Raw genomic sequence first — 24,435 nt, 5'->3', positions numbered from 1 at the left:
TTTGTCTTTTTGCGGGCGGGAAGGCCAGATCAGAAGGGACGGGGGCCTTTGCCGCCTTTTGCTTCCTGGCCCGGCAGATCGGCGGGCATACGGGGCGGGCGGATCCGGCCAAGGAAACTCAGCGGTCCCCCCATCAGTGCCTTGCCAAGCGGGTTGCTGGCAAGGGCTGCTTTGGTTTTCTCGAACCGCATCACGTCTTCGATGCGGCGGTCGAGGAAATCGCGCGTCGCCTGCTGGCCGGTGCTGTCATCGCCCAGCCAGAACAGCACCGTTGCCGCATAGACCGCCGAAAGGCTCATGCGTTTTGTATACCAGTTCACATCATCCGAGGTATCGCCAAGCGCGGTCCAGATCGCATCGGCCGTACCCCAGATCGCGCGGGTGCCATCGGCGCTGTAAAGCGGCAGCGCGAAAAGCGTGCTGCCGCGCCGGACCGCCTCGCGATCGGCAAGCTGCAGCCGCAAGAGAACGGCCCGCGCCACCCGGTCGCGAAACCGCAGCAGGGTGAGATCCTCTTCGGCAAGGATCCGCGCCATTTCGCGGTCGCCCTGCATATGCCAGGCCAGCGCCAGATCCACACCACCCCGCGGGAAGAGCGCGGCGGCCAGGCCCGGTGCCACCCCCGAATCAGCCGCTGCCGCCTTCAGCGTGGTCTCGGACCAGCCGTCGAAAGCCACATGCGGCAACGCCGCATTCAGCAGTTTTTCCCTTGCTTCAGCCGCTTCCATTGCCGTCTCCGCAGGTCAAAAGGTGGACAGGTGCCCCTGCATCTGTTATGCGCGCCGGGCCTGCACAAATATGTGCAACTCTAGCTTAGGAAGGTGGTGACAACCACATGCAGGTCAGCGTCCGCGACAATAACGTCGAACAGGCACTCCGTGCTCTGAAAAAGAAGCTGCAGCGCGAAGGCGTTTTCCGTGAAATGAAGCTTAAGCAACATTTCGAGAAACCGTCGGTTAAGAAAGCTCGCGAGCAAGCCGAAGCGATCCGCCGTGCGCGTAAACTCGCGCGCAAGAAAGCGCAACGCGAAGGCGCACTCTGAGTTTCACCGCGAGGTAACTTCGAGGCGTTTCCCGGGCTTCCGGGACGTGAACACTGGGACCGTTCGGTCCTTTCAAGGTCAACCCCCGCCCCTGCGGTCGGGGGTTTTCCTTTGCCGGCAGATGGGCGGATCAGAAGATCAGGAAATCTGCGGCGGTCACCGTGGCGCCGGATTGCAGCGTTGCCAGCAGGACCGCCGCACCCGCGCCATTGCCATCGGCATCATACCAGAGGGTGTTGTCGGTGCTGCGGTAGATGAAACGGGTCGCCGCAGAGCCCGCCACATTGCTTGCGCCCGACTGGAAGGCCGCCGCCGCCAGCGCGCCCGCGACCAGGCCGCCGCCGAAACCTGCCGCCGAGATATGGAAGAAATCATTGTTCCCGGCCAGATTGGTGAAATCCATGATGGTGTCGCCGACATTATCACTATGCATGAACTGGAAGCCATCATTCCCGGCACCGCCCGCCAGGGTATCGGCGCCCGGTCCGCCGCGCAGGAGATCGTTGCCGCCCCGCCCATGCAGCCAGTCATTGCCATCTTCGCCGGTCAGCACATTGTTCAGGTTGTTGCCGGCGATGATGTCATTTTGCTTCGAGCCGAAGATATTCTCGACATTGAAATAAGTATCGCCAAGCGCCTGACCGCTGCCGGCGCGGCTGAGATCCAGCGCGACGATCACCGAACCACCATTGCGGAAATCCACCGTATCGACGCCTTCGCCGCCATTGAAGGTCTCGGCCCGGACGGGATTGCCGATAAAGACATCATTGCCGCCATTCCCGAGCACCACGCCGGTGATGCGGCCTTCGCGATTGTCGACCATATCCGCACCGGAACCGAGATAGAGATCGCCGTCCAGCGAGCCGAAATTGCGAATGGTACCCAATGCGGTGTTCATCACTGTCACGCCCGGCAGGACAAACAGGCTGTCACCTTCTGCGAGCGCATAGCGTATTCCTGCACCGATGCTCTGAACTCCGGCTAATGGCACCTGATTTCCCTCCTGTGATCCAGAACAGCATCCGGGACAAATACAGGGGGCGTTGCACTCCACGCCCCGCACGCAAAGCTGCATGAAAAAACGGCCCGCGCAAGGCGGGCCGTTTGGTCTTCAGGCTTTGAAACCCGTCAGGCTTTCGATTTCAGCTCGACCAGGATCGCCTGGAGGAGTTCTGCCTCGGTGGGGGCGGCGGGTGCATCCGGGGCGGCCTCTTCTTTTTTCTTGCCCATTTGCGAGACGCGGTTGATGCCTTTGACCAAAAGGAAGACCACCCAGGCGATGATCAGGAATTTGATCACGGCATTGATGAAGCTTCCGATCTTGAACTGCGCCTCGCCAAGGCCGAAGCTGAGATTCGAGAAGTCGATCCCGCCGATGATCAGGCCGATCAGCGGATTGACGAGGTCATCGACCAGCGAGGTGACGATGGCGGTAAAGGCCGCACCGATGATGATACCGACGGCCATATCGATGACATTGCCGCGGGAGATAAAGGCCTTGAACTCATTGAGCATCTGACTGTGTCCCTTGTTACCGCCGGATTTGCCCGGCCCTGTTCTCTGCACTTTGCGCACAGACGCGGCGGGAATATCGCACATAAAACAGGGCTTACCCATGGGGAAAAATTGCCTATCTCTCACCAAAACAGGCTCAGGAGGCCGCATTGACCACGCTTTCAGCATTTCCGATCACCGCCCGTTGGCCCGCCCGCAATCCCGATGTGATCCAGCTCTACTCGTTGCCTACCCCGAATGGGATCAAGGTCTCGCTTATGCTGGAGGAGACCGGCCTCGCCTATGAGCCGCATCTGGTCGATTTCGGAAAGAACGACCAGTTCAGCCCGGAATTTCTGTCGCTGAACCCGAATAACAAGATCCCGGCGATCATTGATCCCAATGGGCCGGATGGCCAGCCGCTGCCCTTGTTCGAAAGCGGCGCGATCCTGCTGTATCTGGCCGAGAAAAGCGGGAAATTCCTGCCCGGAGCGAAGCGCTGGCAGGTGATCCAGTGGCTGATGTTCCAGATGGGCGGCCTTGGTCCGATGTTTGGCCAGCTGGGCTTTTTCCACCATTTTGCCGGCAAAGAGATCGAGGACCCGCGCCCGAAAGAGCGCTACCGCGCCGAGGCGGAGCGGCTGCTGAAGGTGCTCGATGGCGCGCTGGAGGGCCAGGACTGGCTGGTCGGCGACTATACCATCGCCGATATGGCCATTGGCCCCTGGCTCAACACGCTGAAAGGGTTCTACAAGGCGGCGGATATTGCGGGCTGGGCAGAGCTGAAAAACGTGCCGGCCTATCTGGACCGGATCCTCGCGCGTCCGGCGATGCAGCGGGCGATGACTATCCCGGCGCGCGGCTGATATCGGAAGGCGGGGCCTGAGCGGCCCCGCTTGCCCATCAGCAGGGTTTTTTCCAGCCGTCGATAGCGGCAATCGCCTCTTCGGCGGTTTCGACCATGGTGAACAGGTCGAGGTCTTCCGGGCTGATCACCCCGGCCTCGGCCAGTTGGCTCCAGTTGACCACGCTTTCCCACCAGCTCTTGCCGAACAGGAGGAAGGGGACCGGCTTCATCCGCCTGGTCTGGATCAGCGTCAGCGCCTCGAACATCTCATCAAGCGTGCCAAAACCGCCGGGGAAGACCACGATCGCCTCGGCCCGCATCAGGAAATGCATCTTCCGGATCGCGAAATAGTGGAAGTTGAAGCACAGATCCGGTGAGACATAAGCATTCGGCGCCTGTTCATGCGGCAAGACGATATTGAGGCCGATGGAATGGCCGCCGGCCTCAGCCGCGCCGCGATTGCCGGCCTCCATCACCCCCGGGCCGCCACCGGTTACGATAACGCCCTTGCGGCCATAGCTGGCAAGGCTGCGCTCGGTCATTATCTTCGCGAAACGCCGCGCCTCGTCATAATAGGGGGAAAGATCGGCCAGAGCTTTGGTCTTTGCCTGCTCGCGATGTTCCGGCGCCGGAATGCGGGCGCCGCCGAACAGCACGATGGTCGTCTCGATGCCGCGCTCATCCATGATCAGCTGCGGTTTCAGCAGTTCCAGCTGCAGCCGCACCGGACGCAGATCCTCGCGCGTCAGGAAATCCTGGTCGGCAAAGGCCAGTCGGTAAGCGGGCGCCCGGGTCTGCAGCGTATCGGGGCATTTATCGGCAGCGATCAGATCCTGGCTGCTGTCCCGGAACGGGTGATTGCGCGACTCGTCGTTCATGGTCCCTCCTGCGAACAGGGGCCGCCCGGAAAGGGTGTGATTGCGTGGCCCGGCTTCAAGCTCTATAGCCCGTTGAACCCGAACAAAACCCTGTCCGAGGAATTGCACATGTCGAATGCCGCTCTGGAAACCGCAATCGAGGCTGCCTGGGAGGCACGCGACACCATCACCCCGGCGACGAAAGGCGAGGCGCGCGATGCCATCGAGGCGACGCTTGAGGCGCTGGACAAGGGAAAACTGCGCGTGGCCGAGCGTCAGGCGGATGGCCACTGGCATGTGAACCAATGGGCGAAAAAGGCGGTTCTTCTGGGGTTTCGCCTGAAAGATATGGAGATCCAGGAAGGCGGCCCGCAGGGCGGCACCTGGTGGGACAAGGTCGACAGCAAATTCAACGGCTGGGGTGAGGCCGAGTGGAAAACCGCCGGTTTCCGCGCGGTGCCGAACTGCATCGTCCGCCGTTCGGCCTATATCGCGAAAGGCGTGGTGCTGATGCCGTCTTTCGTCAATCTTGGCGCCCATGTCGATGAGGGCACCATGGTCGATACCTGGGCCACCGTCGGCTCCTGCGCCCAGATCGGCAAGAATGTGCACCTCTCGGGCGGCGTCGGCATTGGCGGCGTGCTGGAACCGATGCAGGCTGGCCCGACCATCATCGAGGATAATTGCTTTATCGGCGCGCGCTCGGAAGTGGTTGAAGGCTGCATCGTGCGCGAGGGCTCGGTTCTGGGCATGGGTGTGTTCATTGGCAAATCCACGAAGATCGTCGACCGTGAAACCGGCGAAGTGATGTATGGCGAAGTGCCGGCGGGCTCGGTCGTGGTCGCCGGCTCGCTGCCGTCGAAAAACGGTGTGAACCTGTACTGCGCGGTGATCGTGAAGCGGGTGGATGCGCAGACACGCTCCAAAACCTCGATCAACGAGCTGTTGCGCGACTGAACAGAAGCGGGGGTCGGTTTCTTTGAAGAAACCGGCCCAAATCCTTTGAAGGATTTGGGGGCGCGGGCATGGATGATGTTGAGAAACCGGTAAAGGAAAAGCGCCCGCAGCAGGTCTATTCCCTGGTGGTCGAGGTGGGCCGCAAGGCGGGGGACGGTTTGCCGGAAAAGGCGACCGGTGCGGCGTTGCTCTGCTATTCCTCGGGTGTTGATGAGGCCGAGGCGGTGCGCGAGACCGTGGCGATCCTGAAAGATGCCGATCTTTCGCCGCTGGAGGTGCAGGGTCTGGGCACGCTGGATGAGCGGAGGGCGGCGGGCGATGAGATCGGCGAGGAAGAGGTTGCGCTGATGGAGCGTGCCCTGGCCGAGAATTCGGTGATCGTGGCGCAGATGACGCCTTTTTACGACTGAAGACTTTACGACAGACGGAACCTCTGGCCGGGGGCGGATGCCTCCGGCGGGAGTATTTGCGTCAGGGGAATGGGATCAGCGCAGGGCACGGCCTTTGATGATCGCGTCTTTGCCGAAACGGGCGCGGATGGCGTCAGCGGCATGTTCCGCCTTTACGCGCCGGGCCGCAGCCGGGTCGAGCAGATCGGGGCTGCGATCGGCATCCGGGCCGGGGCAGAGGTCGGTGAGGCCGGTGCCGATCAGGCGGAACGGGCCCTTGATGCCGGAGCGGTCCAGCATTTCGCGCGCGGTGCGGTAGATGCGGTCGGCGAGCTGGGTCGGATCGGGCAGCGCCTGGCGGCGGGTGACGATCTGGAAATCGCCTTTTCTCAGCTTGAGTGTGATGGTGCGACCGGCGAGATCTTTTGCCTTGGCCCGGTCCGAGACCTGTTCCGCCAGCCGCCAGAGATGGCCATCCAGCAGATCGGCATCGGTGGTGTCCTCGAAAAAGGTCGTCTCTTTCGAGATGGATTTCAGGCCCGCATCGCGGCTGACGCGGCGGTGATCCTCGCCGCGTGCCAGATGCCAGAGCCGGTCGCCCATCTGGCCAAAGCGCAGGGTCAGGTCGCGGCGGTCCCAGCGGAGGAGGTCGGAGATCGTCCGTACCCCCGCCGCCTCCAGCGCCGCGCGGCTGGCGGTGCCAACGCCCCAGATGATCCCCACTGGCTTCGGCGCCAGAAATCCTTCGGTCTCGGCCCGGCCGATCACCGAAAAGCCGCGCGGCTTGTCGAGATCCGAGGCGATCTTCGCCAGAAACTTGTTATGCGACAGCCCGATGGAGCCGGTGACGCCGACCTCTTTCTCCATCCGTTTCGTCAGCCGCGCCAGCAGCACCGCCGGCGGCGCCCCATGCAGCCTCGCCGTGCCGGTGAGGTCGAGAAAGGCCTCATCCAGCGACAGCGGCTCGATATCCGGGGTCAGCTCTTCCATCATGGTGCGGATCTGGCGCGAGGCGTCGGCGTAATGCGCGATGCGGGGCGGCACCACCACCGCCTCGGGGCAGAGCTTCATCGCCTGGAACATCGGCATGGCCGAGCGCACCCCGCGGATCCTGGCCAGGTAGCAGCAGGTCGAGACCACGCCGCGCTTGCCGCCACCGACGATCAGCGGCTGATCCCGCAGCGCCGGATTGTCGCGCTTTTCGACGCTGGCATAAAAGGCGTCGCAATCCATATGGGCGATGGTGAGGGTCTCAAGCTCGACATGCGCGATCACGCGCGGCGACCGGCAGGACGGGCAGCGGCGGCCGGTTTCGAATCGGGTCAGGCAGTCGCGGCAGAGGCTGGGCATGGTCACAGGATCATAACCGGAACATGCGTTTCGGAACAGGGGCGCCATCATCGCCCCGTCATATCCTGCGCGGCCGCGGTGATTGATGGACAGCGCTCGCAAAACCTTGTATGGCGCCCTCAGGCCTGTCTGTTCCGGGCCGTGACCGGGAGGGTTGCGGCGGTGCTCTGGGCCTTCTCTCTGGCTCATATGCGGGGGCAACTGGCCCCCTGACAGGAAAATAGATGACGATTGATTCTCTCGCGGGCCCGCTTAAGGCGGCGCTGGCAGCCAAGGGCTATTCCGCGCTGACCCCGGTGCAGGAGGCCGTGCTGGCCACCGATCTGATCGGGCGTGACCTGCTGGTTTCGGCGCAGACGGGTTCCGGCAAAACGGTGGCCTTTGGTCTTGCGATCGCGCCCGAGGTGCTGGGCGGCATTGACCAGCTTTTGCCCGCCGACAAGCCGCTGGCGCTGGTAATTGCACCCACGCGCGAACTGGCGCTGCAGGTGCAGCGGGAACTGGTCTGGCTTTATGAGGGCGCGACCGTGGCCTCCTGCGTCGGCGGCATGGATTACCGTACCGAGCGCCGGGCGCTGGATCGCGGCGCCCATATCGTGGTCGGCACGCCGGGCCGGCTGCGTGACCATGTCGAACGCAAGTCGCTGGATCTGTCCGAGCTGGCCGCTGTCGTCCTTGATGAGGCCGATGAGATGCTGGACATGGGCTTTGCCGAGGATCTGGAATTCCTGCTGGGCGCCGCGCCCGAGGAAAAGCGCGTGCTGATGTTCTCGGCCACGGTGCCGAAAGAGATCGCTTCGCTCGCCGCCACCTATCAGCGCGATGCGCGCCGGGTCGAGGTGAAATCCGAAGCCAGCCAGCACGCCGATATCGAATACCGTGCTGTCTCTGTGTCGAATCGCGACAAAGAGCCGGCGATTTTCAACCTGCTGCGCTGGTATGATGCCCAGGTGGCGATTGTCTTCGCCAAGACCCGAGCCAATGTGAACCACCTGCATGCGCGGATGGTGAACCGGGGCTTCCCGGTGGTGGCCTTGTCGGGCGAATTGTCGCAAAGCGAGCGCCTGCATGCGCTGCAGGCGCTGCGCGACGGGCGGGCGCGTGTCTGTATCGCGACCGATGTGGCGGCGCGGGGCATTGACCTGCCGGGCCTCGACCTGGTGATCCATGCCGATCTGCCGACCAATCCCGAAACGCTGCTGCACCGCTCTGGCCGGACCGGGCGGGCGGGCCGCAAGGGCACGTCGGTTCTTGTGGTGCCGCAGGCCGAATTCCGCAAGGCGAATCGCATCCTGCAGGGGGCGAAACTGGTGGCGGAATGGGGCAAGGCTCCGGGTGCCGATGAGGTTCAGGAGCGGGAAGATGCGCGTCTGATCTCGGACCCGGCTTTGACCGAGGCGCCGGGCGAAGAGGCCGGTATCGCGGCGGATCTGCTGGAGGCCCATGGCGGCGAGGCGATTGCGGCGGCTTTCGTGCGGCTTTGGCGGGCCAAGCGCTCTGCGCCGGAAGAGCTGGTCGAAGACCTGCCGCCGCCAGCCGCCTTGCCACCGCGTGAGCGGGGCGAGTTCGGGCCATCGGTCTGGTACAAGCTTTCGGTCGGGCATGAGGGCCGGGCCGAGGCGCGCTGGCTCTTGCCGAAGATCTGCGAAGCCGGTGGTATTGCGAAAGACGGGATCGGCGCGATCCGGGTACAGCAGAATGTGACCTTCGTGCAGATCGCCGAGCCGCTGGCCGCGCGGTTCAAAGAGATGACCGAGATCGAGCCGGGTCTGGTGATGGAGCGTACTGCCGAGGCACCCGAATTCGGGCCGAAGGGCCGGGTGACCGGTGCCCGCCCCGAACGTGCGCCGCGCGAGGGGAAACCGGCCTGGTCGCCGCGTCCACCCCGCGCCGAGGCTGAGGAGGAGGCTCCGCGCCGCCCGCGCGCACCGCGTGAGGCTGCCGAGACCGGCGAAGGGCGCAAGCCCTGGGCCAGGCGTGAAGAGGGCGATGCGCCGAAGAAACCCTGGGCAAAGCGCGAAGAAGGCGACACCCCGCGCAAGCCCTATGCCCGCCGCGAGGAAGGCGATGCGCCGCGCAAGCCCTATGCGCGTCGTGAGGATGGAGATGCTCCGCGTAAGCCCTATACCCGCCGCGACGAGGATGCACCGGCCAAACCGCGCTGGACCCCGACCGATGGCGAGCGCCCGATGCGTGATGACCGGCCAGCGAAAGCGGCTCCGCGTTCGGCCGGTTTCCGATCGCATGGCGGCAGCCCGGATCGTCCGGCCCGTGCGACCGGGTTCAAAAGCCATGGCGGCGCCCCGGCAGGGCGTGACGCCCGCCCCGCCCGCGATGAAGCGCCCCGCAAGCCTCGGGCGGAAGGTGAGTCGCGTCCTTATGAAAAACGGGATGGCGGCAAGCCCTATGCGGGTAAACCGGCATCTGGCAAGCCCGTGGAAGGGAAGCCCGCCTATGGCAAGGGCGCTCCGCGCGCGGCCGGCAGCAAGAGCTTTGGCGCGAAAACCGATGCGGGCAAAGGCTTTGCCACGCGCAAACCGGCGGCACGCCCGGCAGATGCAAGCGACACTTCCAAGCGCTTCACGCCGCCGAAGCGCCCGCGCAGCTGAGACGCGAGGGCTCTGATCATTGGCCCGGGGTGCTGGCAAAGGCCCGCACCCCGACGTCTTTCGCGCGATACAGGGGGTGAACAGGGGGTGAAGTGTCCCGAATCTGCGACCGCCCAGGACCCGCCGGGGATCAGCTGGCCTGCGCACGCTGATCGGGGAACCATTCCTCGGCCAGGCCCATAAGCTGGGTGTAACTCAGCGGTTTTTCCAGGGCGAGGGTGACGCCGGCAGCCTCAAGATCCCGGCATTCTGACCCCAGGGTCGATGCCGTGATGCCGATGATCGGCACCTGTTTGTCGGTCTTGCGGATCTCGCGCACGATTTCGCAGCCGGTGGCGCCTGGCAGCAGCTGATCGACCAGGATCAGATCATAGCTGCCGCGATACCACATTTCGAGACCATCGGTCCCCGTTTCGGCCCAATCGACATGGCGGAACAGCCGCCGCAACCGGGTGCGGGTGATTTCACCGACGAGGCGGTTATCCTCGATCAGCAGCACATGGCGGGCAAACCAGCGTGGGGCAGTCGCCGGATCCGTCAGGTCGTCCTCCTCCGCTGCTTCGGTCACCGGGCCGGACGGAACGGCGCTGCGCACCGGGTGGCTCAGCACGAAATGGGTGCCCTGCTGCGATTCAAGGAGGCTGAGATCACCCCCGAGCAGCCCTATGGCCTTGCGCGCTGTATAAAGGCCAAGCCCTGCCCCCGTGCGCCCCGAGGCCGCGCCGGGCGGTGTGCAGAAGGGCTCGAACATCCGTTCGCGCTCTGGCTCGGGGATGCCGATGCCATTATCGGCGACCTGCCAGGTCAGGGTGACCTCGGCGCCGGCGCCACGGCTGGCAATCACGCTGATCCGGATCATGCTGCCGCGCGAATGGATGATGCCATTGTGGATCAGCTTAGACAAGGCAATGAAAACTCTGCCGAAATCCCCCAGTAGCTGCAGATCGGCACTGTCGGTCTGGCTGGCCTCGATGGTGACGCCATGGGTGGTGGCGACCGGCGAGAAAATTTCGAACAGCTGCGAGATCAGATCGGCCGGGGTAAAACTTTGACCGCTGGGAGTGGCGTTGGTGCCGCTGTCGGCCCTGAGGTCTTCGATGATAGTGGTGATCCGCTCCATTGTTTGCTCAAACCCCTCGCGCACATCCTCCCAGAGAGAGCCGTTGCGCAACTCCTCGGCGAGCATGGAGAGGATGGCGACCGGCGTGCGCAATTCATGCGCGGCGAAGGAGAGCAGCCGTTCTTCGCGCAGCACGGCATCGGCGAGCAATTGCTCGGCGCGCTCGGCCAGTTCCTTCTCATGCGAAAGGCTGAACAGCGCGAGCCAGGCCATGGGGCGATTGTTTTCCAGGATCCGCGCCTCGAAGAGTTGCGGCTCGCTGTCCTGGCGCCGCGCTTCGCCGCCCGGTTTCATCTGGAGGCGAATTCGGACCGGGGCGGGCTTCTCGCCCACCGGTTTCTGCAATTCGCGCAGAAGATCGAGCAAGCCGCCGGAACCGCTTTCCTGAAAGATGCGGTTGAAGCCGACCGGCTGCCCGCGCTCGGCCGAGAAGGCGGATCCGAAGGGGAAATGCACGGTGCGTTTTTCCAGGTCGAGCAGGATCAGCCAGCTGGTCGAGCTACGGCTGAAGGCTGAAAGGACGGCGGGCGGCGGGTCGCCGGCGCGCCGCACCAGATTGCCACCGCTTCGGCGGCTGGTGCGCATGATGCTGAAAGGCAGGGCGGCGAGCAGGGCAAGCAGGCCCGGATCACCCGCCGGACTGGCAAGCAGCCAGGCGCAGAGCAGAGGGGTCGAAAGGAAGAGCAACATCCCCGCAAGGGTCAGTGCCGCGAAACGCCGGAAGAGGAAGACCGCCAGCAAGGCAGGCACAAGCAGCAGGGTCAGATAGCCCGCCGGAATTTCTGCGGTGATCCGATTGCTTGCGGCAAGGCCAAGGCCCAGCACGGCGGCAATCGTCAGAAGCACCGGCGTCAGATCGGAGGGAGCCATCTCCTTCCGGTCGCCGGCAATGGCTACGGCCAGGCCGAAAAGCAATGTGACGCCTGGCGTGAAGGCCGCCAGCCCGGCGGCCAGAAGGGCGCGCTCAAGGGAGAATGGCGCGCTGAGACCAGGCAGAACCATGGTCGCGATCAGCCAAAATCCCGTCGAGTAGACGGAAAAGGCAAAGAAAAGATGGATCGGATGGATCAGGGCGGTTGAGTTGGCGACCGCCTGCCAGCTGAGAACCTGGCGTGAGGCGCGGGCGAGCAGCGCCAGCAGGATCCCGGCCACCCAGCAAAGCGCGGTGATGAAAACCGTGCCGCCATTGCCCGGGCTTTCCGGCAGAAAGAGGCTGCTGATCCCGAAAACAGGCAGCAGCACCATGGCTGTGATCAGGACGAGCAGATGCATGATCCGGTTGCCGAATCTGTCCGTCGGCAAGAGCGCGGCGAGGATCCCGGTCAGGATCGCGGCGAAGACGGCTGCAGAAAGCGGCTGCACCTCGGGCCGGGTGGCAATCGGGGTGAGGATCTGGCTGGCTGCCGGCAGCAGGGTCAGGCAAAAGACCGAAGCCGGCCGCCAGCTGCCCTCATTCGCGGTCTGTTTTTCGCCCTGTTCCATGCCCTTTCTCCCTGGTCAGTTGGTGGTCATCAGGCGATAGACCGCCGGTGCCAACAGCAGGATCAGCAGCGGGGGCACGGTGAAGAGCATGGTTCCCAGCGTCATTTTGGTTGGCAGAACATTGGCGCGCTCTTCGATCTGGCGCACCCGCCGGTCGCGCAGATCGGCGCTGAACACCCGCAAGGTCTGGGCGACGGGGGTGCCCATGGTGCCGGATTGCACAATGATAGTGGCAAGCTGGCGCAGATCATCATTGCCGGTCTCCTGGGACAGACGGTTCCAGGCGTCCTGGCGCTCGGCCCCAGCGGTCAGGGCTTCGGTCAGGGCGTGCAGCCGGGCAGAGAGATCGGGGTGAACCGGTGCCATTTCCTCGGCCACCCGCATCAATGCAAGGTCGGTGGTCTGCCCGGCCTCGACACAGACCAGCATGAAATCCAGCGCATCGGGCAGGGCGATGGCAATTCGCTTTTGCCAGGCCTTGCGGCGGCGGTCGACGATCATGGTGGGCAGGAAATACCCAGGCAGAAAGCCGGCAATCAGCGCGATGGCCTTCTTCACGGGCGCGAGCGCCGCGAGGGGCGCAGACAGCACGAGCAGCGCCGCCACCAGCGCCACCATGCCGATCGCCAGCCCGATCTTGGTCATGGTGAAATAGCGCGCAGCCTCGGGATGGCTGAAGCCGGCCTGGAAAAGCTGGCGCCGCAGCTCGGCCGCATCGCCAGAGAGGGGCGCGGCGGCGGGCTCATTACGGGGCCTGCTGCGGAAGACGCCTTCGGGCAGGCGGCTGACCACCAGCATCGCCAGCGAGAACAGCGACCCGCTGAGGATGAAGGCACCAAGGAAGAATGCTGATGAGGTCATTGCCGGCCTCCTGTTCCGGGTTGTGCGGCATTGGTCATTCCACTTTCACCAGCCAGTGCATGAAGAGGATATTGAGAAAGAGCAGCGTCGCCACCAGGCCCAGCATCGGCACGAAGAAGGGCTTGTCGGAGATTTCCGAGAAATAGTCGGGGTTTACCACAAGCAGCATCACCGTTGCCCCCAGCGGGAAGAAGGACAGGAAACGGCCGGACCATTTCGCCTCGGAGGTGATGGAGCGAACTTTGCGGCGCAATTGCTGTCGCCCGCGCGCGATGGAAGAAAGCCGCTCCAGAACCTCGGCGAGATTGCCGCCGGTGCTGGACTGGATCGCCACGGCTGCCGCGAAGAAGCGCAACCCCTGGCTGTCGGTGCGGTTCGCCATGTCGCGCAGCGTACCGACCGGCTCCTGGCCATAGCTGATCCGTGCCGAAGTCTCCGAGAATTCCTCGGCAAGCGGGCCGCTCAGTTCTTTGCCAGCGGTCTGAACCGCAGAACCGACCGGCAGCCCGACCTTGAGCGAGCGTACGATCAGATCCATGGCCTCGGGCAGCGCCTCTTCGATAGCGAAGGCGCGGCGGCGGATCAGCCGGCGGACCTGCATGACCCAGATCACCAGCGACAGGATCAGCCCGGTGGCAATCCCGATGGTCAGGCCGAGGCCGAGAACGACATGCGCCAACAGGGTCATAATCGTGGTCACGGTGAGGATGAGGATCAGCGCGAGGTGGCGGGGCACGATATCCGCCCGCCCGCCCGTGGGGGAGGCGAACAGGGTCAGCCAGTTTCGGTGCAGTGCGTCGCGGCGCAGGGCGACAGCATCGGCCTCTTCCAGCAGCGGGTCGCCGCTGCGGACTTCTCCGGAAAAACGCCGTATCGCCGTCAGCCGCCGGTGTCGGGCACCGAGATCCGAAATCAGCCACAGCGCCAGCACGACAAGACCACAGCCGGCCGAGAGGATCAGGCCGAAGGTCAGGGAAAGCGGCATTGTCACACCCCCCAGAGATCGGCAGGCAAGGCGATGCCCCAGCGGCGAAACCGGTCGGTCCAGGCCGAACGCACCCCCGAAGCGGCAAAGCCGCCCTCGACCCGGCCATCCGGGGTGACGCCGGTATGCTCGAAATAGAACAGCTCCTGCATGGTGAGAACCTCGCCCTCGCAGCCGGTCACCTCGGTGATCGAGGTCACCTTGCGGCTGCCATCCTGCAAGCGGTTGACCTGGACGATCAGGTTGACCGCGCTGGCGACCTGGCGTCTGAGCGCGCCGAGCGGGATCTCAACGCCTGACATCGCGACCATATTCTCCAGCCGGCTGGTTGCGTCGCGCGCGGAATTGGCGTGGATCGTGGTCATCGAGCCGTCATGGCCGGTATTCATCGCCTGCAACATGTCGATCACCTCATCGCCACGTGTCTCGCCGACGATGATCCGGTCGGGCCGCATCCGGAGCGCATTGCGCAGACAGTCGCGCTGCGTGATTGCGCCCTTGCCTTCGATATTGGCGGGCCGGCTTTCCATTCGCCCGACATGCGCCTGTTGGAGTTGCAATTCGGCGGTATCCTCGACCGTGATGATGCGCTCTCGCTTGCCGATAAAAGCCGAAAGCGCATTCATCAGCGTGGTTTTGCCCGAACCGGTGCCGCCCGAAATGACGATATTCAGCCTGCAGGCGACGGCGGTGCGCAGATAGATCGCCATCTTTTCGCTCATCGCGCCAAGGAAGGTCAGCTGGTCGAGGCTCAGCTTGTCCTTACGGAATTTACGGATGGAAACCAGCGTGCCATCCAGCGCGATCGGCGCGATCACCGCATTCAGACGCGAGCCGTCAGGCAGCCGGGAATCAACATAAGGGTTTGATTCATCGAGCCGCCTGCCCGCCATGCCGACGATCTTTTGCAGGATGCGCCGCAGATGCGCCTCATCCTGAAACTGCACATCGGTCAGCTCAAGCAAGCCGCCCTGTTCGACGAAGACCTGTTCGGGCCCGTTGATCAGGATATCGGAAACCATCTCGTCATTGATCAGGATCTCAAGCGGGCCAAGGCCCATCACCTCATAATAAAGATCCTCGACAAGGCCATCGCGTTCAGAGCGGCTGACCGCCACGCTTTGCGAGGGGATCAGCGATTTCAGGACCGCCGCGATCTCGGCCTTGATATCGGCTTCGGAGGCCTGGACCAGTGCGGAAAGGTTCAGAATTTCCAGCAATTGCTGATGTGCCTGCTGGCGGATTTCGGCGAGTTTCCGGCGCCGCTGGCGCGCGATGACAATCTCGGGCGAAGGGGGCGCATCGCCATCGCCGGCCGGAAGCAGCGGCTGATCCGGATCGGGCACCGGTACAGCCTCGCCGAATTTGCTCTGGCGGAACTTGTCGAACATCAGACGGCCCCCGTTTCAGTCTGCCGGCGGCGGTCGATTTTCGGGGCCAGCGCCTCGCAGAGGTCGAGAATGCCCTTGCGCAGGGGGTTGGTGGCAGCCGCTTTCCAGAGCGGCGTTCCGGAATTGCAGGCGGTCTCCACCTCATGCCCGCCATCGGGCAGCTGGCGGAAGAAGGCGGCGCCTATCCCGGCCTCAAACCCGTTGCGTGAGGCGGTGAATGCGGCATCGGGGCGGGGCGGCACCATGTTCAGCAGATGAAAGAGCCGGCCTTCCGCCAGCCGCTCCGCCCGCAAAAGGGCCAGCAGGCGCACCATATTCTGCGCGGAACGGACATCGGAGCGGCTGATCGTGAAGACCGCATCGGCCTCGGCCCAGGCGGTCCCGCTCCAGTCGGTGATCAGATGCGGCAGATCGAGCAGGACCAGATCGGCATGATCGCGCGCGAGCGAGAGGATGCGGCGCAGATCCCGGTCGGACATGCCGTCAATAGGCAGGATTTCCGCCGGGGCAGCGAAGATGCGCAGATGGTCCGAGACCCGCAAGAGGCAGGATTGAAAAGAATCGAAATCCAGCGCGCCGAGCTGGCGATAGGCATCGGTCACCCGGGAATTGGCCGGCAGATCGAGATAGGTGCCGGAATTGCCGAATTGCAGATTGAGGTCGATCAGACAGATTTCCGGCGGGTCGGGCAGGCGCGACAGCTCGACAGCGAGGTTGACGGCCAGGGTGGTGGCGCCTGTCCCGCCGGCAACCGGTTGGAACGCCAGAATGCGGCAGGGCTGTTGCGGCAGTTCGGGGGCGAACAGAACCCCGTTTTGCGCCACCGGCTGAGCCGGGCCGCGGCGCAGAAGGCGGGTCAGCAGACCTTTCGCGGGGGTGGAGGGTTTCTGGTCTTGCCGCGCAGCCTCGCCCGCTGAAGCGGCATTGCCGTCGGCGGGATGATCGGGAACAGGCTCCGGTGCGGCGAAGGGCGGGCCGTAATGGATCTGCATCCCGGGGATCTGCGGCAAGGTCAGCCGTGATCCCGGGGGCAGCAGCAGGACGAGATTTCTGCCCGTGCCGGCCGCCGCCTGCAACACACCTGTCACCAGTTTGGGCGCCGCGGTCTTGCCGGTATCGGGGGCAAGGATGATCTGGTCGAAATCCTGGAGTGCTGGCTGGTGCAGCAGATCCAGCGCCTCGGTGAGGCCGAGATCGGTGCGGATGGCATTGGCTGGCACATGCACCAGCCAGGCTGACATGCGCAGGAGCGCGTCAAATCCGTCGCAGATCGCGCAGATCCGCATCGGGCCCTCGTCTTCCGGCGGCGGGGGTTCGCTCAGCATGGCACATCCATGACCGAGCGCGCGCCGCCGCGCACGATGGCGGTCTGGCACCTGGCGCGGGCCGCGACCTGGGCGACGCCGTCTGCCTGACCCTCACGCACCACCAGCGGCAGGGTGGCAAGATCGGCGGGGCCCACGACGAATTCCTCCTGGTCAAGGCTGAGTTTGTGCGCCGAGGGCAGGATGCTGAACACACCTGAGGACGAGGCCTCGACCACCCGCATCGCATCCTGCGAGGCTCCTTCCAGGATCAGCTTGTCGGCAAGCGGCCCTTCGCCACCGCCAGTGGGCAGCGCCAGGATCCGGAGCGCCGAACCCAGCATCCGCGTCTCGGTGGTGCCGCCGCCGGTATTGCGGGTCCAGAGCAGGTCAAGGGGGTCGCCGGCCTTCAGCCGATCAATAAAATCGTCGAGATTTTGTGCCCGGATCGCGATGGCCCGGGCGTCGCCGGAGAGGATGAAGCCGTAATCCGGCCCCCCGGCCGAGGTCGCGATATCGCCTTTCAGCACCAGCGCCCCTTTGCGCAAAGCGGCCAGTGCGACGAATCCTCCCTCGGTTTCCGGGGGAAGTTTTTGCAGCACATTGTCCGGCAGATAGCTGCCCGGCATCTTGACCGGCATGAAATCGTCCTGACCGAGGATGCTGCCCGGAGCGAGGTCGCGGACGGGCACCGGCACCAGCACCGTCTCCCCAAAGGCGCGCAGGCTGACCCTGGCCGTCGCAAGCTCGGATTCGAGGGCGCGGGAATATTGGAACGTGCCGAAGCCCGCGACCACAGAAAGCAGAATTCCCAACAGGATAAGCATCAAGATCCTGACTTTCATGGCATTTCCCCTTGCTCTGGTGGCAAGGCGGTGGCGGCCGCCCCCTCGCTGCCGATTTCATTCACCGCATCCGAGATGACGCCGCGCAGGCTTTGGGTGACGTGATCCGCCCCGCCCGCGCTGAGCCAGAGCCCGAGAAAAGTCGTCAGAGCCGCCGCCGCCGCGCTGATGAGCAGCCAGTCCTCGCGCCCTGTGCCGGTTTCGAGCCGGAGAAAAAGATGAAACGGAACCATGCCTGCCGGCCCTTGCTGAAAAACAGGGCCAGTTTGCGATGCAGAGCGTTTAGAATGGGTTTATGCCAGATCAGACCGCCCAATCAGACTGCGAGATCGCAGCCCGGATCGCGCCAGACCATGCGGCCTCGGAACAGGGTCAGGAGAACTCTGGTCGCGGAAATCTGCGTCGGCGGGCAGGTGAAGATATCCTGGTCGGTCACGATCAGATCGGCGGAAAACCCGGGCGTGAGCCGCCCGCTATAGCCCTCGCGCCAGCAGGCACGCGCCGCCTGGACCGTATAGCCCGCCACGCATTCGCCGATGCTCAGCGCCTGGTCAGGCAGGAAGGGCGGACCTGGATCCTCGACCTGGCGGGCCTGGCGGGTGATGGCGGTTTCGATGATCTCGAACGGGTTCAGGGTCGAGACCGGCCAGTCCGAAGACAGGGTGATCGGGGTGCCGGGGTCGCGCATGTCGCGGAAGGCATAGGTCTGTGGCAGGCGCGAAGGACCGATCATCTCCAGCGCAATATCAGGGATTTTCGGGTCGAACCGGGCCCAGAGCGGCTGGATATTCGCCATGGCGAGGCGGGCAAGGCGGGGGAAATCCTGGGCTGCGACCAGTTGCAGATGGGTGATCTGATGGCTGGCGGGCCAGGGACCATTCGCGGCCAAAGCCGCCTCAAGCCCGTCAAGCGCGCGGGTGCAGGCGGCGTCCCCGATCACATGGACATGGATCTGGAACCGCGCCGCATCAAGCGCGGTCATCAGGGCCAGCGTCTGATCGCGGGTGAACATGCAGGGCGCATTGCCGCCGGGCCCATCGGCATAGGGGGCGAGACAGGCGGCTGTGCGGTTCTCGAATACCCCATCCATGAAGAATTTCGCGGCATTGATGTGGAAATCGGGGCCGGGATGGGCGGCGCGCAGCGCGCTGAGCCGGGCGACGGCGCTTTCCGGTGTATCGGCCTCGGACACATGCGCCGCACCGGCGACGCGCAGGGTCAAAAGGTTCTCACGCGCGGCACGGGCATAAATCCGCGCCTCCGTCGCGGTGATCTTCGCGTCGATCACGCCGGTGATGCCGTGGCGATTGGCATGGGCCTGGCCGGCCAGGAGCCCCTCGATCAGCTGGTCATCGGTGAAGGCGGGCAGGCGTTCCAGCGCCCAGGGAATGGCGTCTTCATGCAGCATCCCGGTGGGGCGTCCGGCGGTGTCACGCAGGATATGGCCATTGGGCGGGTCGGGCGTGTCCGTTCCGATCCCCGCCATTTCCAGCGCGGCTGTGTTGAAACAGGCGGAGTGAAAGCTGGAATCGTAGATCAGCGCCGGGCGGTGGCCTGTCAGCGGGTCGACCCAGGCGGCGGTCAGGTTGTGATCGCCGAAATAGCCCGGCTGCCAGCCCGCGCCGATGATCAGCGGCAGATCGGGCCGTCGCGCGGTATGGTCCTGGATCAGCCGCGCCAGATCATGCAGCGTTTCGGCATCATAGAGTTGCGCGGCGGTGGTGAGATCGGTGCCACCGGACAAGAGATGCGTATGCGGATCCTGAAAACCGGGCAGCACCAGCCGGCCGCCGAGGTCGACCTGTCTGACACCCGGTGCGAGGGCGGCGATTTCCGCGCCTCCGACAGCGGCGATCAGCCCATCGCGAATCAGGAGGGCAGAGGCCAGCGGCAGGCCCGGATCCATCGTATGGATCCGGCCATTGATCAGGAGGGTGTCACTCATAAAGGCTCCAGTCGCTGGCGGGCAGCACATGGGCGGGCTGATCGACATCGCGCGTCCAGGCGAAAAGGCTGAGGAAGGGGACGGCGCCGGTCAGGGTCGCATGCGGTTGCAGCGGCGGGTTCCAGACAGGGTGAAAGGCGGGCAGCGGCCGGAAGGGCGTATCGGGGGCGAAACGCCAGCGATGCGGGCCGGTCAGCGGCAGATAAAGTTCGGGCGCGGGATGGGCATGGTCGCGGTAAAGCACGCCGGGCGCCACCAGGAAAAGCCCGAGGTCGAAATCATCGGCAGGCCAGGCGGCCCCCGCACCGACCAGCGTACAAAAGGCATGCACGCGCCCGAAATGCGGCCCTATTTCGGACAGGGGATAGGCGTCATAGGTGATCCAGGGCAGATCCCGGGCCAGCGTGCCGATGGCGGCGGCAAGGGTCGGATCGGTGGGATGCATCGCCTCGAGCGCTGCCGCGATATGGCTGCGGACCACCGGATTGTCAGAGCCGGTCCGTGGCACCGGCCTTTGCAGCAGCGAGGGCGCGAGCAGGCTGCGGATTTCGGCAATGCCGGGACCGGTCAGGGCAGAGAGGCAGCGGTCGGTCTCCTGCAGAAGATGCGAGAGGCGGGCGGCCAGATCAGGCTCCGGCGGTTCGGGCGGGGCGAGGCCGCGATCCGCCATGACGCGATGCGGGTCGATGGCGTCGGTGGTGGCGGCCTCGCGGTAGGATTCCAGCTGGGCGGTGGAAAGAAGGCCGGCGCCATGCAGTGCCATCGCAGCAGCGTAGCGGCGCCTGCCGGACCCGGCGGGACCGGCAGGCTCGGCCAGTGCAAGCCAGAGCGCGGCGCTCATCCATTCGTCCTGTAGGCAAGCCGTTGTTCGGCCAGGCGGCGCCTTTCGGCCCGGCTCATCAGCCAGCCGGCAAGGATCACGCAGATGCCGACCAGCGCCACGATCAGCGTCGCCAGCGCGTTGATGTCGGGGGTGACGCCCAGCTTGACCTTGGACCAGATCAGCAAGGGCAGCGTGGTCGCACCCGGCCCGGTGACAAAGGACGAGATCACCACATCATCCAGCGAAATGGTGAAGGCCAGCAGCCAGCCCGAAAGCAGCGCCGGCGAAATCACCGGCAGCGTCACATCCCGCAAAACCTGCCAGGGGCGCGAGCCGAGATCCATCGCCGCCTCTTCGATCGAGCGGTCCATCTGGGTCATGCGCGAATGGACGACGGTGGTGACGAAGACCATGGAGAAGGTGATATGTGCCAGGGTGATGGTGGTGAAGCCGCGTTGCCCGGGCCAGCCGATCCAGTTGGCCAGCAGGGTGAAGAAGATCAGAAGCGAGATGCCGGTGATCACCTCGGGCATGATCAGAGGCGCGGTGACCATGCCGGAAAACAGCGTGCGGCCGCGGAATTTGCGAAACCGTGCCAGCGTGATCCCGGCCATGGCACCAAGGATCGTCGCGATACTGGCCGAGACCAGGGCGATCTTTAACGACAGCCAGAGCGCGGCGCCGACCTGGCGGTTGGAGAACAGCGAGACATACCATTTGGTCGAGAACCCGCCCCAGACGGTGGCAAGCCGGCTTTCATTGAAGGAATAGACGATCATCGACAGGATCGGGATGTAGAAGAAGGCAAAGCCAAAGCACATCACGGTGATCAGGAAGACGGGACGGCGGGTCATGGTTTGTCCTCCGCGCCGGCGCTTTCGGCCTTTTGCTGGTATCGTGCGTAAAGCATGGTCGGCCCGACCATCAGGATCAGCAGCGCCACAGCGACGGTGGAAGCCATCGGCCAGTCCCTGACTTGCGCGAATTCATCCGAGATGATGCGGCCGATCATCGGCGAGGACGGGTTGCCGACGAGGGAGGGGATCACCAGCTCTCCGGCCGCAGGGATGAAGACCAGCATGCCGCCCGCGATGATGCCGGGGATGGATTGCGGCAGGGTCACGTCGCGGAAGACCTGGAAAGGTCGGGAGCCGAGATCCATTGCCGCCTCGTCGAGCACAGGGTCGAGCCGTTCGAGATTGGCGTAAAGCGGCAGGATCATAAAGGGCAGGTAGGTATAGACCATGACGAGGATCACCGCGAAATTGGTGTTCATCATCGGGATCGAGTTCAGCGTGTAAGCCTGCGGCACGACGAAATTCCAGGCGTCGGTCAGCATCGAGTTGAACCAGGAGTTCCGGCCCATCAGCCCCATCCAGGCGTAGACCCGCAAGAGGAACGAGGTCCAGAAGGGCAGGATCACCAGCATCAACAGGATATTGCGCCAGGATTTCGAGACGCGGGTGAGGCCGAGCGCCATCGGATAGCCGAGAGCCAGGCAGAACAGCGTGGCGATGGCGGCATTCATCAGCGAGGTGACGAAGGCGCGGATATAGAGGGTTTCGGTGAAAAGCCGGCCATAGCCCTCGAAATTGAGGATCGGGTTCTCGCCGCCATAACCGAAGGGGGGTGCTGTGGGGGTGCGGGTGGCGACGCTCATCGCCACGACGATCAGGAAGGGGATCAGGAAGAAGAGGGTCAGCCAGAGATAGGGGATGCCGATGATCAGCTCGCGCCAGCCGCGGCGGTGGAACCAGGAGGCGAGGGCTTTCATATCTGGCCTCCTGGTGTGTGGCTGGCGTCGGAGACGGGGGGCTGCCTGCCCCCCGCACCCCCCGGGAGTATTTCAGTCAAGAGGAAGGAGAGGGCGCTTTCTGTCCACATGATCTGGCTCCTCAATCCGTGAGGATTATGGCTGAGGCGGGCTCGAAGGAGAGCCAGACGCGGTCATCCCAATCGGCGGGGCGACCGGATTCCGAAGCACGGCGCGCATTGACCGCATGGACCGAGATCAGCTCGCCGCCCGGCAGGGTGACGCGGTAGAGGCTGTCTTTGCCGAAATAGGCGAGGTCTTTCACCTGGCCCTCGACCACGTTCACCGCGTCGGGGCAGGTTTTCGAGATGGCGATTTTTTCGGGGCGCAACGCGACGGTGACCTGCTGGCCCTCGGTCAGGCCGGGAAGGCTGCGGGCGGCGAAGGTGCCCTCCATCGCGGGGATGTCGATCTCGGCGATATCGCCGGTGAGACGAATGACGCGGCCGGGATAGGTGGAGATGGCGCCGATGAAGCCGGCGACAAAGCGGGAATTCGGGTATTCGTAGATCTCGTTTGCCGGGCCGACCTGTTTCACCTCGCCCTTGTCCATCACCGCGATGCGGTCGGCGAGTGTCATTGCCTCTTCCTGGTCATGGGTGACCACAACGAAGGTGACCCCGGTGCGCTGCTGAATGGACATCAGCTCGAACTGGGTATGTTCGCGCAGTTTCTTGTCCAGCGCCGCGAGAGGTTCATCCAGCAGCAGCACCTTGGGTTGCCGCGCCAGCGCGCGCGCCAGCGCCACACGCTGTCTTTGCCCGCCGGAAATCTGATGCGGTTTGCGTTTGGCAAACGGCGTCAGCTGCACCAGGGCCAGCATTTCCCCGACCCGGGCCGCCCGCTGGGCCGCGGTCAGCTTCTCATGTTTCAGCCCATAGGCGATGTTCTTTTCGACGCTCATATGCGGGAAGATCGCGTAGCTCTGGAACATCATATGCACCGGCCGGTCCCAGGGGGCGGTATCTGCCATATCCTGACCGTCGATATAAATACGGCCTGATGTCGGCGTCTCGAACCCCGCCAGCATCCGCAAAAGCGTGGTCTTGCCGCAGCCGGAGCCGCCGAGCAGGGCGAAGATCTCGCCCTTGCCAATGGTCAGATTGACGTCACGCACCGCTTCGAAATGCCCAAAGCGTTTGGAGACGCCCTCGATGCGGATGAAAGGGGCCGGGTCTGACATGACGGGTTCGCCTCAGCCGCCGCTCTTGATCTGCTGCCAGGCGCGGTTCAGGTCGCGCTCCTGCTCTTCAGACATTGGCCTTGTGGTGAAGAGGCGCGACAGGGTCGCATCATCGGGATAGATCGCCGGGTCGCTGGCAATCGCGGGATCGACCAGCGGCGTCGCTGCCGCATTGGCATTGGCATAGCCGGTGTAATTGGTGCAGGCCGCCGCCACTTCGGGGCGCAAAAGGTAATCGAGGAATTTATACGCATTCTCGGTATTTGGCGCATCGGCGGGAATGCCGAAGAGGTCGAACCAGGCCGGAGCGCCGGTTTCCGGTACGAAATAGGCCAGCTCCATCTCGATCCCGGCCTCGGCGGCGCGGGTCTTGGCGACGCCGTAATCGCCCGACCAGGAATTGATCACACAAAGCTCTCCATTGGGGATCGCATTGAGATAATTCGCATTGTCAAAGGTCGAGATATATTGCCGGATCGGCGCAAAGGCCTCGGCCATTTTCGCATATTCGGCGGCGCCGGCGGTATTCGGGTCGATGCCCAGATATTTCAGCATCATATAGCCGGCATCGGTCGGGCTATCGAGAACCGAGATCCCGCAATCCGCCAGTTTCGCCGCATTCTCCGGTTTGAACAGCACGTCGAGACTGTCGAGGTTGGCGTCGGGCAGACGCTCGCGCACCATCTGCATATTGTAGGCCATCCCGACCGATCCCCACATATAGGGAACACCATGCAGCAGCCCGGGGTCGTAATCTTCGACGATCTTCAGGATATCGGGGTCGAGATTTTTCCAGCCCGGCAGTTTCGAGCGGTCGAGCTGCTGATAGATCCCCGCCGCCACCATGCGCGGATAGGACATGCCCGATTGCAGCACCAGATCATAGCCGGTGCCGCCGACCAGCATTTTCGCATCCACCTCTTCGGCGCTGGCATAAAGGTCATAGACCACGGAAATCCCGGTCTCGGCCTCGAAATCGGCGACGGTCGTTTCACCGATATAGTCCGACCAGTTATAGACATTGACCGAACCGGACTGGGCCCGTGCCGGGCGGATGAAGGGCGCCGAAAGCGGAGTGGCGAGGACTGCACCGGATAGGGCGGAAAGCGCGTGGCGACGGGTCAGCTTCATGTCGTTC

General features: G+C 64.1%; 23 protein-coding genes. 5 read left to right on the top strand and 18 right to left on the bottom strand.

Annotated features, from left to right (window positions below; translation table 11 throughout):
- Nucleotides 1–29 precede the first annotated feature (29 nt).
- Nucleotides 30–728, bottom strand: a complete 699-nt coding sequence (locus DRF71_RS08195; protein WP_112310108.1) for a COQ9 family protein — start codon at nucleotides 726–728, stop codon at nucleotides 30–32.
- A gap of 107 nt (nucleotides 729–835) precedes the next feature.
- Here DRF71_RS08195 and rpsU point away from each other — a divergent pair, with 107 nt between their 5' ends.
- Nucleotides 836–1,042, top strand: a complete 207-nt coding sequence (gene rpsU / locus DRF71_RS08190; protein WP_082400860.1) for a 30S ribosomal protein S21 — start codon at nucleotides 836–838, stop codon at nucleotides 1,040–1,042.
- 130 nt (nucleotides 1,043–1,172) lie between these two features.
- Here rpsU and DRF71_RS08185 read toward each other — a convergent pair whose 3' ends face one another.
- Nucleotides 1,173–1,940: a calcium-binding protein gene (locus DRF71_RS08185; RefSeq protein WP_112310107.1), complete on the bottom strand. Its 768-nt coding sequence runs from the start codon at nucleotides 1,938–1,940 to the stop codon at nucleotides 1,173–1,175.
- 230 nt (nucleotides 1,941–2,170) lie between these two features.
- Nucleotides 2,171–2,557 (bottom strand): large conductance mechanosensitive channel protein MscL, encoded by a 387-nt coding sequence (gene mscL, locus DRF71_RS08180; protein WP_112310106.1) that lies wholly within the window; start codon nucleotides 2,555–2,557, stop codon nucleotides 2,171–2,173.
- Nucleotides 2,558–2,706: 149 nt separating this feature from the next.
- On the opposite strand from mscL, the gene DRF71_RS08175 reads away from it, so the two are divergent.
- A complete protein-coding gene (locus tag DRF71_RS08175) occupies nucleotides 2,707–3,402 on the top strand; it encodes a glutathione S-transferase N-terminal domain-containing protein (protein ID WP_112310105.1) in 696 nt (231 codons plus the stop codon).
- Between the two features lie 37 nt (nucleotides 3,403–3,439).
- Here DRF71_RS08175 and DRF71_RS08170 read toward each other — a convergent pair whose 3' ends face one another.
- Nucleotides 3,440–4,261 (bottom strand): TIGR00730 family Rossman fold protein, encoded by an 822-nt coding sequence (locus DRF71_RS08170; protein WP_112310104.1) that lies wholly within the window; start codon nucleotides 4,259–4,261, stop codon nucleotides 3,440–3,442.
- A gap of 108 nt (nucleotides 4,262–4,369) precedes the next feature.
- Between DRF71_RS08170 and dapD the strand changes: the two genes are divergently transcribed.
- Entirely contained in the window at nucleotides 4,370–5,197 is an 828-nt protein-coding gene (gene dapD, locus DRF71_RS08165) for a 2,3,4,5-tetrahydropyridine-2,6-dicarboxylate N-succinyltransferase (protein ID WP_112311220.1), read from the top strand.
- Between the two features lie 68 nt (nucleotides 5,198–5,265).
- The gene (locus DRF71_RS08160; RefSeq protein ID WP_112310103.1) at nucleotides 5,266–5,607 is read left to right on the top strand and encodes a hypothetical protein; all 342 of its coding nucleotides are present in this window, start codon (nucleotides 5,266–5,268) and stop codon (nucleotides 5,605–5,607) included.
- A 75-nt stretch (nucleotides 5,608–5,682) separates the two neighbouring features.
- On the opposite strand, the gene DRF71_RS08155 is transcribed toward DRF71_RS08160, so the two are convergent.
- Nucleotides 5,683–6,936, bottom strand: coding sequence for a DNA polymerase IV (locus tag DRF71_RS08155; protein WP_112311219.1), 1,254 nt, complete (start codon nucleotides 6,934–6,936; stop codon nucleotides 5,683–5,685).
- A gap of 224 nt (nucleotides 6,937–7,160) precedes the next feature.
- Between DRF71_RS08155 and DRF71_RS08150 the strand changes: the two genes are divergently transcribed.
- Complete coding sequence (locus DRF71_RS08150) at nucleotides 7,161–9,545, top strand: DEAD/DEAH box helicase (protein ID WP_112310102.1); 2,385 nt, start codon at nucleotides 7,161–7,163, stop codon at nucleotides 9,543–9,545.
- A 130-nt stretch (nucleotides 9,546–9,675) separates the two neighbouring features.
- On the opposite strand, the gene DRF71_RS08145 is transcribed toward DRF71_RS08150, so the two are convergent.
- The 13 genes from DRF71_RS08145 to DRF71_RS08085 all read right to left on the bottom strand — a co-directional run bounded on the left by DRF71_RS08145 (nucleotide 9,676) and on the right by DRF71_RS08085 (nucleotide 24,428).
- On the bottom strand, nucleotides 9,676–12,147 hold the full coding sequence (locus DRF71_RS08145) for an ATP-binding protein (protein WP_112310101.1): 2,472 nt from the start codon (nucleotides 12,145–12,147) through the stop codon (nucleotides 9,676–9,678).
- A 15-nt stretch (nucleotides 12,148–12,162) separates the two neighbouring features.
- Entirely contained in the window at nucleotides 12,163–13,008 is an 846-nt protein-coding gene (locus tag DRF71_RS08140; RefSeq protein WP_112310100.1) for a type II secretion system F family protein, read from the bottom strand.
- A gap of 34 nt (nucleotides 13,009–13,042) precedes the next feature.
- Nucleotides 13,043–13,993 carry a type II secretion system F family protein gene (locus tag DRF71_RS08135; protein WP_112310099.1) on the bottom strand — a complete coding sequence of 317 codons (951 nt, stop codon included), beginning with the start codon at nucleotides 13,991–13,993 and terminating at the stop codon, nucleotides 13,043–13,045.
- 2 nt (nucleotides 13,994–13,995) lie between these two features.
- Nucleotides 13,996–15,384: a CpaF family protein gene (locus DRF71_RS08130; RefSeq protein ID WP_112310098.1), complete on the bottom strand. Its 1,389-nt coding sequence runs from the start codon at nucleotides 15,382–15,384 to the stop codon at nucleotides 13,996–13,998.
- Nucleotides 15,384–16,709, bottom strand: coding sequence for an AAA family ATPase (locus DRF71_RS08125; protein ID WP_112310097.1), 1,326 nt, complete (start codon nucleotides 16,707–16,709; stop codon nucleotides 15,384–15,386). Before DRF71_RS08125 ends, DRF71_RS08130 begins: the two co-directional genes overlap by 1 nt.
- On the bottom strand, nucleotides 16,703–17,533 hold the full coding sequence (locus DRF71_RS08120; protein ID WP_112310096.1) for a CpaB family protein: 831 nt from the start codon (nucleotides 17,531–17,533) through the stop codon (nucleotides 16,703–16,705). Before DRF71_RS08120 ends, DRF71_RS08125 begins: the two co-directional genes overlap by 7 nt.
- Entirely contained in the window at nucleotides 17,530–17,766 is a 237-nt protein-coding gene (locus DRF71_RS08115; RefSeq protein ID WP_112310095.1) for a hypothetical protein, read from the bottom strand. The genes DRF71_RS08120 and DRF71_RS08115 overlap by 4 nt, the downstream gene beginning before the upstream one ends.
- 83 nt (nucleotides 17,767–17,849) lie before the next feature.
- Nucleotides 17,850–19,478 (bottom strand): amidohydrolase, encoded by a 1,629-nt coding sequence (locus tag DRF71_RS08110; RefSeq protein WP_157970993.1) that lies wholly within the window; start codon nucleotides 19,476–19,478, stop codon nucleotides 17,850–17,852.
- Nucleotides 19,471–20,319, bottom strand: a complete 849-nt coding sequence (locus DRF71_RS08105; RefSeq protein ID WP_112310093.1) for a dimethylsulfonioproprionate lyase family protein — start codon at nucleotides 20,317–20,319, stop codon at nucleotides 19,471–19,473. Before DRF71_RS08105 ends, DRF71_RS08110 begins: the two co-directional genes overlap by 8 nt.
- The gene (locus tag DRF71_RS08100) at nucleotides 20,316–21,155 is read right to left on the bottom strand and encodes an ABC transporter permease subunit (RefSeq protein WP_112310092.1); all 840 of its coding nucleotides are present in this window, start codon (nucleotides 21,153–21,155) and stop codon (nucleotides 20,316–20,318) included. The genes DRF71_RS08105 and DRF71_RS08100 overlap by 4 nt, the downstream gene beginning before the upstream one ends.
- Nucleotides 21,152–22,075, bottom strand: a complete 924-nt coding sequence (locus DRF71_RS08095) for an ABC transporter permease (protein WP_112310091.1) — start codon at nucleotides 22,073–22,075, stop codon at nucleotides 21,152–21,154. Before DRF71_RS08095 ends, DRF71_RS08100 begins: the two co-directional genes overlap by 4 nt.
- A 121-nt stretch (nucleotides 22,076–22,196) precedes the next feature.
- On the bottom strand, nucleotides 22,197–23,297 hold the full coding sequence (locus DRF71_RS08090) for an ABC transporter ATP-binding protein (RefSeq protein ID WP_112310090.1): 1,101 nt from the start codon (nucleotides 23,295–23,297) through the stop codon (nucleotides 22,197–22,199).
- Nucleotides 23,298–23,309: 12 nt separating this feature from the next.
- Entirely contained in the window at nucleotides 23,310–24,428 is a 1,119-nt protein-coding gene (locus DRF71_RS08085; RefSeq protein ID WP_112310089.1) for a polyamine ABC transporter substrate-binding protein, read from the bottom strand.
- Nucleotides 24,429–24,435 lie beyond the last annotated feature (7 nt).

It is taken from the genome of Pseudogemmobacter bohemicus (genome assembly GCF_003290025.1).
Lineage (GTDB): Bacteria > Pseudomonadota > Alphaproteobacteria > Rhodobacterales > Rhodobacteraceae > Pseudogemmobacter > Pseudogemmobacter bohemicus.
This window is presented reverse-complemented; position numbering and strand designations above follow the sequence as displayed.

Excerpts from the sequence above, each read along its gene's own strand:
- DRF71_RS08085 (WP_112310089.1), bottom strand. The coding sequence starts at position 24,428 with ATGAAGCTGACCCGTCGCCACGCGCTTTCCGCCCTATCCGGTGCAGTC.
- DRF71_RS08195 (WP_112310108.1), bottom strand. The coding sequence starts at position 728 with ATGGAAGCGGCTGAAGCAAGGGAAAAACTGCTGAATGCGGCGTTGCCG.
- DRF71_RS08145 (WP_112310101.1), bottom strand. The coding sequence starts at position 12,147 with ATGGAACAGGGCGAAAAACAGACCGCGAATGAGGGCAGCTGGCGGCCG.
- dapD (WP_112311220.1), top strand. The coding sequence starts at position 4,370 with ATGTCGAATGCCGCTCTGGAAACCGCAATCGAGGCTGCCTGGGAGGCA.
- DRF71_RS08115 (WP_112310095.1), bottom strand. The coding sequence starts at position 17,766 with ATGGTTCCGTTTCATCTTTTTCTCCGGCTCGAAACCGGCACAGGGCGC.
- rpsU (WP_082400860.1), top strand. The coding sequence starts at position 836 with ATGCAGGTCAGCGTCCGCGACAATAACGTCGAACAGGCACTCCGTGCT.
- DRF71_RS08120 (WP_112310096.1), bottom strand. The coding sequence starts at position 17,533 with ATGAAAGTCAGGATCTTGATGCTTATCCTGTTGGGAATTCTGCTTTCT.
- mscL (WP_112310106.1), bottom strand. The coding sequence starts at position 2,557 with ATGCTCAATGAGTTCAAGGCCTTTATCTCCCGCGGCAATGTCATCGAT.
- DRF71_RS08095 (WP_112310091.1), bottom strand. The coding sequence starts at position 22,075 with ATGAAAGCCCTCGCCTCCTGGTTCCACCGCCGCGGCTGGCGCGAGCTG.
- DRF71_RS08170 (WP_112310104.1), bottom strand. The coding sequence starts at position 4,261 with ATGAACGACGAGTCGCGCAATCACCCGTTCCGGGACAGCAGCCAGGAT.
- DRF71_RS08185 (WP_112310107.1), bottom strand. The coding sequence starts at position 1,940 with ATGAACACCGCATTGGGTACCATTCGCAATTTCGGCTCGCTGGACGGC.
- DRF71_RS08105 (WP_112310093.1), bottom strand. The coding sequence starts at position 20,319 with ATGAGCGCCGCGCTCTGGCTTGCACTGGCCGAGCCTGCCGGTCCCGCC.
- DRF71_RS08150 (WP_112310102.1), top strand. The coding sequence starts at position 7,161 with ATGACGATTGATTCTCTCGCGGGCCCGCTTAAGGCGGCGCTGGCAGCC.
- DRF71_RS08140 (WP_112310100.1), bottom strand. The coding sequence starts at position 13,008 with ATGACCTCATCAGCATTCTTCCTTGGTGCCTTCATCCTCAGCGGGTCG.
- DRF71_RS08100 (WP_112310092.1), bottom strand. The coding sequence starts at position 21,155 with ATGACCCGCCGTCCCGTCTTCCTGATCACCGTGATGTGCTTTGGCTTT.
- DRF71_RS08160 (WP_112310103.1), top strand. The coding sequence starts at position 5,266 with ATGGATGATGTTGAGAAACCGGTAAAGGAAAAGCGCCCGCAGCAGGTC.
- DRF71_RS08155 (WP_112311219.1), bottom strand. The coding sequence starts at position 6,936 with ATGCCCAGCCTCTGCCGCGACTGCCTGACCCGATTCGAAACCGGCCGC.
- DRF71_RS08130 (WP_112310098.1), bottom strand. The coding sequence starts at position 15,384 with ATGTTCGACAAGTTCCGCCAGAGCAAATTCGGCGAGGCTGTACCGGTG.
- DRF71_RS08090 (WP_112310090.1), bottom strand. The coding sequence starts at position 23,297 with ATGTCAGACCCGGCCCCTTTCATCCGCATCGAGGGCGTCTCCAAACGC.
- DRF71_RS08125 (WP_112310097.1), bottom strand. The coding sequence starts at position 16,709 with ATGCTGAGCGAACCCCCGCCGCCGGAAGACGAGGGCCCGATGCGGATC.
- DRF71_RS08110 (WP_157970993.1), bottom strand. The coding sequence starts at position 19,478 with ATGAGTGACACCCTCCTGATCAATGGCCGGATCCATACGATGGATCCG.
- DRF71_RS08135 (WP_112310099.1), bottom strand. The coding sequence starts at position 13,993 with ATGCCGCTTTCCCTGACCTTCGGCCTGATCCTCTCGGCCGGCTGTGGT.